This window comes from Salinicola sp., assembly GCF_982684285.1.
Genome location: NZ_CEXLVS010000041.1, coordinates 14,385 through 21,797, shown reverse-complemented (window position 1 = coordinate 21,797; position 7,413 = coordinate 14,385). Strand labels below are relative to the sequence as shown.

Here is a 7,413-nt window from a genome sequence, read left to right as displayed (position 1 = left end):
TCCTGCTGTGGGATTTCCAGTCGCTGGGCCGGGCGGGCAAGGCAGTCGATCTGCATGCCCCACTTGTTGTTCTGCGGATCGCCCTCGGCACGTACGACTCTGATGGGAAAGCGCATGTAGACGTCGCGCACGGGCGTGCCGGCGTAGGTTTCCTTGACGGCGAGATCCAGGTTCACGATCCATTGATCCCGAGAGACGACTTCCACTGAGCCAGGTCCTGACTGCTCGTTACTGAAACCACGACCGGGAATTTCGAAGACGCTCCGCTCCCGTTGATCCAGCTCGTTGCGCTGCTTGCGATAGCGATAGTCTTCTTCGAGCTCGGCCTGGCAGGAGGGCGTCAAGAACGGTGAGTAGGCGTAGAGGTTGCGCTTGTAATCCGCCTCACCGTTGGACGGCCAGCGGTTGATCTGCTGCCAGACGTAAGTGGTGAAGGCATAGACGGCGGAGGGGGGCTTCTCCCACCACTTCTGAGTCGAGCCCGTGCGCAAATCCGGTGGAATCGAGATGGTCAGATCCTTGGGGGCGCTGTACCAACCGAAGCCCAGCCCGGCGGAAAGCAAGACCAGGACGATGATGATGCCGCGCAGCGTGGTGATGTGGGCGTCACGCGCCCCCAGTGCGTTACGTAGGCGACTCATCGCAGTTCTCCTTGACTCCGGGGCTCACGCCCAAGGCGATAGGGGCTTGAGCGAGTGATGAGCGTTTCACCGCCGAGATTGATGCCGTAGACGGCGAATCGATACAGGATCTGGCGATAGAGCAGTGAGGGAGGACGGCCACGTCGTAGCCGACGCATGACGGTGCCGCCGACGACCAGGGCGAGTGCCATGACCGCCACGGCAACGGTAGGTGCCATGGCAGGCATCCCGAACACGAACGCCAGGACGATGCCCGGAAGCATGCCGCCGACGAAGCCCGTCACCGCCATGATGCAGACTTCCCCTAACGTCATGCCCCGAAAAACCACCGGGGCGTCGTTGATCCGTTTCGGCAGGAAATCGATGCTTGCCATGACGCCCCCTCACTGAGCCAGGATCGGTGCGGCTTCAGTGCTCAGCCAGATGATGACCAGGATCAGCACGACGCCGATGAAGGCGGTCACGCCGAATTTGGTCCACTCGCCGCGTTGTCGCCCTTCGTTGAACGACGCCAGGCAGCCGATGCCGACCCAGATGAAAGCGGCGGTGCATAGCAGCAAACCAGCGAGGACGAAACCGTCGTACATGTACCCCTGGGCGGGGGAGCGAATCCCTCCACCGCCCTGCGTCGGCTCCTCGAGTGTCGGGAGATCGGCCAGGGCGAGACCCGGTACCGCCGTGCTGGCCAACACGACGAATTTTTGGCAGGTGCGGTTGAACCCACCGCCAAACCGTTGGAACAGTGATTGCAGCGACATGATGGCTTCCTCTTGAGATGGTTTGCCGACTTGGCTTTTACCCCAGCAGGGGCTACTGCTTGCCCTCATGACGAGGGTCAGGTTTGGCAATTTCCGTCAGGACAGAAACAGCCAGAAAAAAAGCAGGATCAGCAGCACTGACTTGACTGCAACGGTGGCCACGACGTCTCCGTCTACACGTCCCTTGCCCCAGCCGCGGTAGGCCGACATGAGAATCCACCCGGCACACAGCAAAATGGCCACACATCCCACACCGGCGATGAGCCAGGACAACTCCTGACCGCCCATGCCGGCGCCCGCCTCGAACGCTTCCACTACTGCCCCCGGTCGTCGAGATAATCGCCGTCAAGCGGCTGGGGTTGTCGCGGCAGCAGGCGATCCGGTGCGAGGTAGGCATCGATACCGCTGGTGATGGACTGCAGGTCACTGCGTAGCCGTGGGATGTCGAAGTAGATCCGCGTGGATTCGGGATCCGCGTTCTGCTGCCTGGCGTCGATGCGGTCGACCACGACCTTGATCTGCTCGATTTGGGTCTGGATCAGGGCCAGATCCCGGCGCTGGATCTCATCGATGTCACTCGCTTGCGCAGGACACACGAAGCTGTAGCTGCTGGCGAACAGGAGGCTCGTGAACAGCGTGGGAAAGGAAAAGCGTTGGCGCACCGTCATGGTTGAGTCCCGTCGTGAGTGGTGACGACATGGGTTCATGGTCGAGGCAACTCACTCGGGGATCAGCTCAAAACGTTAAGCGAAACAGCGGGGTATTCTTGAAGGCGCAAGAGGCGCCCGATCCACCCAGGTGGCGTCGGGCGATGAACGAGGGCTATTGGTTCAGAGGTACTTTTTGAAGCTCGAGGTCGCGATGGCAATCATCAGCCCAAACAGCAGCGCACAGGGCAGCAGAAACAGGTTCGGGTGGATCGAAAACGGTAGCGACAGATAGACCAGCCAGCCGGTCAGGAAGATCGGTGTTACCATGCGCTTGGCATGGTGATAGATGAACGCCGACTCACGCCCAGCCCCGAAGCGGCGCAGATCGCGACTCACCAGGCCGTCAGTGAATCCGACCAGCGCAGCCAGCACAAACAGTGGAGAGGTCAGAATTAGGATGACGCAGCGTGTGAGCGTCATCAGAGTGACGTACATGCCCGCCTGCAAGTAGGTCTTGACCACACCAAGCCACCCTTCCGAGCCGCTACCCGATTCCACCCAGGCGGCAACGCCCGACTTCACGAACAGCCACTGATAGCAGGTATCCACGACACGATTGGCAAATTCGACCGGTGCCGACACCAGTAGAGAGCGGGTGAATTGGCTGTCCAGATACCCCATCTCGGACACCATCGTCTGATAGGCATGATCGGATCCCGTCTGACTGAACCAATCGAAGTAGATGCCAATCCACTCGATCACAATCGAGCAAAAGATCGACACCACAACGATGGCCATAAGCGTGAACGGCAGCTTGAGTAGCGTGCCGACCAGCCCACTGCGCTTCTTCTCGGCGCGCTGCGCCGGTGCCTCATCCCTCGCCATGACTCACCTCCCCGGCTCCGCCGTCCACCATGGCGGCATCACGCTCGACCGGCTCATGCAGACTCGGCGGATTGCTGAAATCCATATGGATCGGCGGCGGCATGACGCCCGTCCACCACTGATCGCCCGTGGCGTATTTGGCGCGCATGCGACCCGCGATGTCGGCCACATCCTTCGGCACGTCCTCGGTCTTGTCCGGCAAGGGTAGCGGCATGCGGATCTTCCAGAGCTGGCCGCCCTCGAGCAGCGCGAAGGCCTGCCCCTTGGGCAGATTGATGACATCATTGGGCGTCAGCATCTCCACGGACTCGGTGCCGATGCGGTCGCCTGCCGAGGAGCTGAAATCCTGGTCGCTGTTCACATCGGCATTGTCACTGGCCATCGACACCATCAGCCGGGTTGAGACGTTCACCTTGGCCAGTTGGTCGGTCAGCAATCGCGCGGTGCGCTCCTCGCGCACCCTCAACATGATCAGGTTGTTGAAGTTGCCCACCACCTGGCCTGCCTTCGCCGTAGAGCCGATCCGCGCCTCGATGTCCGAGAGCGTCTGGGTATAGGCCGTCACCTGGATGCCGGCACCGCCCCCTTTGTTGATCAGTGGGATGAACTCATCGCCCATCAATTCATTGAACTCGTCGCAGTGCAGGTTGATCGGCAGCTTCTGGCTCCCACCCTTCCCGGGAAGACCATCCTCGGACCCGAATTTATAGATATGACCGGCGACCGACACGATGTCGGCGAACATCGAATTACCCACCGCCTGAGCGACCTCAAAATCGCTCAGCGCATCGAGGCCGACATAGACCACCCCCTTCTTGCGAATGATCTGCTGCCAATCGATGATCGGACGCTCGTCCTCGATGTCGTCGTAGTCCGGCGAGAGGAGCTCGGCGATCTTGCCGCTGGTCAGCTTCTCGAGCAGTGGTAGAAGCGACGCCACGATCTTGTCGAAGTAGGTCTTGTCATAGCGCACCGCAGAGAGCAAGCCATCGAGCACGGGGTCGCTCAACGATTCGATGACATCGGGCTGTTGCAGGTACTGAACGATCGCGACCACCCGCTTGTGGCGACCCTGCAGGTTACGCGGCGTGTTCTTGTCGTTGGTCTTCCCCTCGATGTCGGTGATCTGTTGGTTCGACCCTGGAAGCTGCTGCTCCAGCATCTGCTGGACGTACTGCATCAACAGCGCATCGATGTTCACCACATCAGCCAGGATCTGGCCGTAGCTTGGCCGCTCACCCAGCGCGTGACGGGCGCGGGCGACGATGTTGACGAAACGCCAGGCGAACTGGCGAAACGCGGCAGAGTTTCCCTCGCCGGAGAGCTGACCGGTCACGCGGGTCGACACCTCGGATAGCCGAGAAAAGCGCCCCACGGCGTTGTAACGGCACGAGACGTCCGGCCAGCCCAGATGGAAGATGTAAAACTCGTCACCCCGTCCAGCCTTCTGAGCCTCGGCGTACATGCGCATCATCAGATCCGCGTCCCCCTTGGGGTCGAAGCAGATCGTGATGTCGCCACGCCGGATGTCTTGGGTGATCAGGATCTCGGCCAGACGCGTCTTGCCCACGCGGGTCGTTCCCTCCACAAGGGTGTGCCCCACCCGCTCACCGAGCGGCATCCAGACATCGTGCTCTCGCCACTCGACGGCATGCAGCGCTGGACGCCCGCCGACCGGTGGTAGCGGCCGCACCGGATTTAGCATCGAGTCCCAACGCAGCAGCGCGGCGATATGCTGGCCGACCGCTCCGCCCTCCATCGACTGTTCGAGACGGCGGGCACGCTGATACCACGGGCTCGGCTGAACATACCCCTTGGCGGCGGGCTGGGCCGCTTCGTGCAACCGCTGGGTGTGCTGGGCATCCCATTTGAAGCCCTTGCCTAGCCACAAGCTCCGCCGGCTCAATGGCACCTTGCGCGCCGGCAACGCGAAGCGCGGCAGACGGCGCATGTTGCGGCGATAGCGCAGCACGACCCATGCCTGGCGAAAGCGCCAGGCGCCGAACGCCGCAAAGCCCGCTGCTGTGGTGATGCCTACACTCGGCGCCAGTGCCAGCGACCAGGGTGCCCAGATACACAGGACGACGCAGCCGGCGCAGATCCAGACGGTGTACAGCTCGACGGCGGGTCGCAGGAGGGATTCGAGGGGGTGATTGCTGCTCATGAAGCGGCTCCTTCCCACCAGGGTTTAAGCGGAATGCGTTCCCCACGATCAAGCCGGGATTCATGCTCGTCGAAATGGGCCTGATAATGCTCGATATGCACCTCGCAGAAGCGCTCGAGTTCGGCCCTGGGGAGTCGCGGAGAGCAGATGTGTCCTGGCCCCGCTTCCAGATCGAGCAACTGCGCATCGCCATTGTCATATTCACGCAGATCAGACCCCGTCATATCCATTGCCATGCAGACATGATCGAGCCCCTCGGCAAACTCCCCCACCATCAAACGGATCGGCTCCTGTTCCAGCCGTCTGGCCGGCAAGTGCGGCTTCCCCTTCTCGACATAGGCGGGAGCAATGATCTGAAAAAGCTCTCCCGCACGATGAATTATATCCCCCGAACGTAACGCATCCGTCTCGACCTCTTTCCATCGATCCCAGACGAAGCAGTGAACGGTAGCCATGGATCGCTCCCCTTGTGATGTCATTGCTCGATGCCCCGCTGGCTGATCAACGCCGGGTAGTGTCGTAGGCCGAGTCGCTCGGCCAATCCGTCGCCCGAGACAGGACGAAGCTCGAGCCCTCGGGCCGCGTCGCGCAGTGCTTGCAGAGACGGCTCATCGGCTACCTGGACGACTAGCCCCACCGCATTCATCTCGCGCAGGATGTCGCCACGCTGAGCCAGCCACTGTCGAGACAAGTCGTCGTCACCAATCAAAAAGACGGGCGTGAACCCGCCGGGTAGATCCAATTCACGCGGCGTCACGTTGCCGGGTGTCATCAGCTCGCTCTCGAGCGGCAGCATGTCGTACTCGCCGTAGGGACGATCTGGGCGAGATGAACTACCCAGCTGCGGTGAGTAGCCTTGCTCCTCACCGACCCCGGCTCCCTTGATCGCCACGTAGTAAGGTCGGGCCGACTCGCCACCGTGGTCGGCGACCACGGTCAGTTGGGGTAGTCCTGGCGGTCGGTCTACCTCAGGCTGAGCCTGTGCGAGTGGTAGACAGAGCATCAGGATCAAGAACAGACAAGGCTTCGTCATAACGCCCCCTTCTCGACGTTCTTCCGAAGAGGGCCGAAAAGAAATGGCTCGCTACATGCGCTGCATTCCGTCCCGAATGTGGCAATTGGGGAGACGAGAAACACGCCTTCGGTATTGATGCAGGGCCAGTTGGAGGCGTGATGAACTGCCCCAACACCGCAGGCCGGGCACTTCACGAGAACATCAGCTGTACTAGGAGGTATTGAAACGCGCACTTCTCTCAGATCTTCCATGGACCTTTCCTTTTGTTATCGAATGGCGACTTCAGCCATCCAGGGACGCTGCTCGGGCGTTACCCAGGTGACGTCGGTGTCGGGCGTACGTGGAGCGGGTGTCACCCAAGTCAGCGCCTCACCAGACGCAGCTGAGTGACCACTCCCAATTGGCACCATCGCAGGTCGGTGCGCTCGCTCCGGAGCAGGTGTTTGGCGTATAGCTATCCGTGTCGGAGACGCTGTTTCCAGCGAAGGGGACGTGCCGAGCCTGGCCAGCTCCTCGCTGACCACGGATCGGTAGCGCTCGGCGGGACGGCCTCCTGCTGGGCGGTGATAGCGCCCGGCCGCGATCAGCCAGTCGCCGGCGTCATCGAAGTGGCCACGAATGAGCGTCGCTGCCTCATCCAGATTGGCGTAAGGGTCGAGACCATCGCAGGGATCCGCGAAACGCTGGCCAGCGCCGAATAATTGCGGCTGCCAGCGCACGTTGAGCTGCGCGATCCCCACGTCGACGATCTGCGTCGTCTCGAGCGCGTCGGTCAGCGCCCGGCACGCCGAGTCTCGATCGCCGAAGTGCATCGACTTTCCAGCGACGTTCAATGTCCAGGGCCAGGGGCGACGCCCCGCGTCGAGACTCACGACCGACTCGGCGCTGGCCACGGCGTAGAGCACCGCCGGCGGTACACCATGCTCCTCGGCGGCGACCACATAGGCTGATGGGATGTCTGGTTGCTCGGCATGGGCCAGGCCGGCAACTACCGCCGTCACCAGTCCAGTCAATGCAGCTTTCAGCGCGCGCGAGATCATCGCTCAGCCCCTCGGCGCGACACGCGGCAGATCACTGATGTCGACGTTCAGCGAGCCACCATGGTTGAGCGTCACCGTGCCGGCACGCACTTTCGCCGGTGGGATACCGACCTGAGCCGCCCAGCTGCGAATGCGATCGTCGTCTCCGTTGGCGTCCAGGACCCAGATGTCCATGGCCGCACCGCTGTTCAGCAGACGCTTCACGGTCGCATCGCATTGGTCACACCCCTCGGTGGCCACCACCACATTCAGGCGTTGGC

Annotated in this window: 10 protein-coding genes and 1 pseudogene; all 11 read right to left on the bottom strand. The window is 61.8% G+C overall.

All coding sequences use genetic code 11. The features are described 5' to 3' along the window. Nucleotides 1–641 (bottom strand): PFL_4703 family integrating conjugative element protein (locus AC3AYF_RS05700; protein ID WP_487779504.1); only part of this gene is annotated, 641 nt, incomplete at its 3' end. Then, the gene (locus tag AC3AYF_RS05695; RefSeq protein ID WP_295035860.1) at nucleotides 638–1,015 is read right to left on the bottom strand and encodes a TIGR03750 family conjugal transfer protein; all 378 of its coding nucleotides are present in this window, start codon (nucleotides 1,013–1,015) and stop codon (nucleotides 638–640) included. The genes AC3AYF_RS05695 and AC3AYF_RS05700, both read right to left, overlap by 4 nt. A 9-nt stretch (nucleotides 1,016–1,024) precedes the next feature. After that, entirely contained in the window at nucleotides 1,025–1,399 is a 375-nt protein-coding gene (locus AC3AYF_RS05690) for a TIGR03745 family integrating conjugative element membrane protein (protein ID WP_487779503.1), read from the bottom strand. 96 nt (nucleotides 1,400–1,495) lie between these two features. Beyond that, nucleotides 1,496–1,714 (bottom strand): TIGR03758 family integrating conjugative element protein, encoded by a 219-nt coding sequence (locus tag AC3AYF_RS05685; RefSeq protein ID WP_487779502.1) that lies wholly within the window; start codon nucleotides 1,712–1,714, stop codon nucleotides 1,496–1,498. After that, on the bottom strand, nucleotides 1,714–2,067 hold the full coding sequence (locus AC3AYF_RS05680) for an integrative conjugative element protein, RAQPRD family (RefSeq protein WP_071232238.1): 354 nt from the start codon (nucleotides 2,065–2,067) through the stop codon (nucleotides 1,714–1,716). The genes AC3AYF_RS05685 and AC3AYF_RS05680 overlap by 1 nt, the downstream gene beginning before the upstream one ends. A 162-nt stretch (nucleotides 2,068–2,229) precedes the next feature. Further along, on the bottom strand, nucleotides 2,230–2,934 hold the full coding sequence (locus AC3AYF_RS05675; RefSeq protein WP_295035862.1) for a TIGR03747 family integrating conjugative element membrane protein: 705 nt from the start codon (nucleotides 2,932–2,934) through the stop codon (nucleotides 2,230–2,232). Then, nucleotides 2,921–5,098, bottom strand: coding sequence for a type IV conjugative transfer system coupling protein TraD (gene traD, locus AC3AYF_RS05670; RefSeq protein WP_295035863.1), 2,178 nt, complete (start codon nucleotides 5,096–5,098; stop codon nucleotides 2,921–2,923). Before traD ends, AC3AYF_RS05675 begins: the two co-directional genes overlap by 14 nt. After that, a complete protein-coding gene (locus AC3AYF_RS05665) occupies nucleotides 5,095–5,553 on the bottom strand; it encodes a hypothetical protein (RefSeq protein ID WP_295035864.1) in 459 nt (152 codons plus the stop codon). Before AC3AYF_RS05665 ends, traD begins: the two co-directional genes overlap by 4 nt. A gap of 20 nt (nucleotides 5,554–5,573) precedes the next feature. Further along, nucleotides 5,574–6,131, bottom strand: a complete 558-nt coding sequence (locus AC3AYF_RS05660) for an integrating conjugative element protein (protein WP_295035865.1) — start codon at nucleotides 6,129–6,131, stop codon at nucleotides 5,574–5,576. Nucleotides 6,132–6,379: 248 nt separating this feature from the next. After that, entirely contained in the window at nucleotides 6,380–7,153 is a 774-nt protein-coding gene (locus AC3AYF_RS05655) for a lysozyme family protein (RefSeq protein ID WP_295035866.1), read from the bottom strand. Between the two features lie 3 nt (nucleotides 7,154–7,156). After that, nucleotides 7,157–7,413 (bottom strand): annotated as a pseudogene (locus tag AC3AYF_RS05650) (hypothetical protein); the annotation flags it as partial.